Consider the following 514-nt stretch of genomic DNA (forward strand, 5'->3'; position numbering starts at 1 on the left):
GTATTTATACGGATACGTTCGCCCAAGGCTAAGTATTCAGGAACTTGCACAGATAGACCCGTTTCGAAAACAGCCGGCTTGGTGCGAGCACTTGCCGAGGCGCCCTTTATTGCAGGGGAAGTCTCTTTGATTTCCATATCCACCGATTGAGGCATTTCTAGCCCAACAACAGCATCATCAACGATGAGCACGGCCATTCCTTGAATAGACTCGGTTATAAATAACAGCTCGTCTTCTATATCTTCCTTGCGGATGGTGTACTGCGAAAAGTCTTCATCATCCATAAAGACCAAGGCTTCATCATAAGAATAACTCACCATGCGTTTGAAGAGCTCGACCCGCTCTAACAAGTCATCCCCTTTAAAACGCTCTTCGACTTTACTACCCGTTTGTACATTTCGGAAGCGCATTTTATACAACGTCGCTGCGCCCCGCGCACTCGGGTTTTGCACTTCAATTTGTTTTACGTGCAGCAGTTGCTGGTTATACAGCACAACTTCGCCTTTTTTTATCT

At 46.1% G+C, this 514-nt stretch carries 1 protein-coding gene; it reads right to left on the bottom strand.

Annotated features, from left to right (window positions below):
- The coding region (gene yeiP / locus A3751_RS01660) for an elongation factor P-like protein YeiP (protein ID WP_231876814.1) at positions 1-512 on the bottom strand (512 nt) is incomplete at its 3' end.
- Positions 513-514: the final 2 nt, after the last annotated feature.

It is taken from the genome of Oleiphilus sp. HI0080 (genome assembly GCF_001635135.1).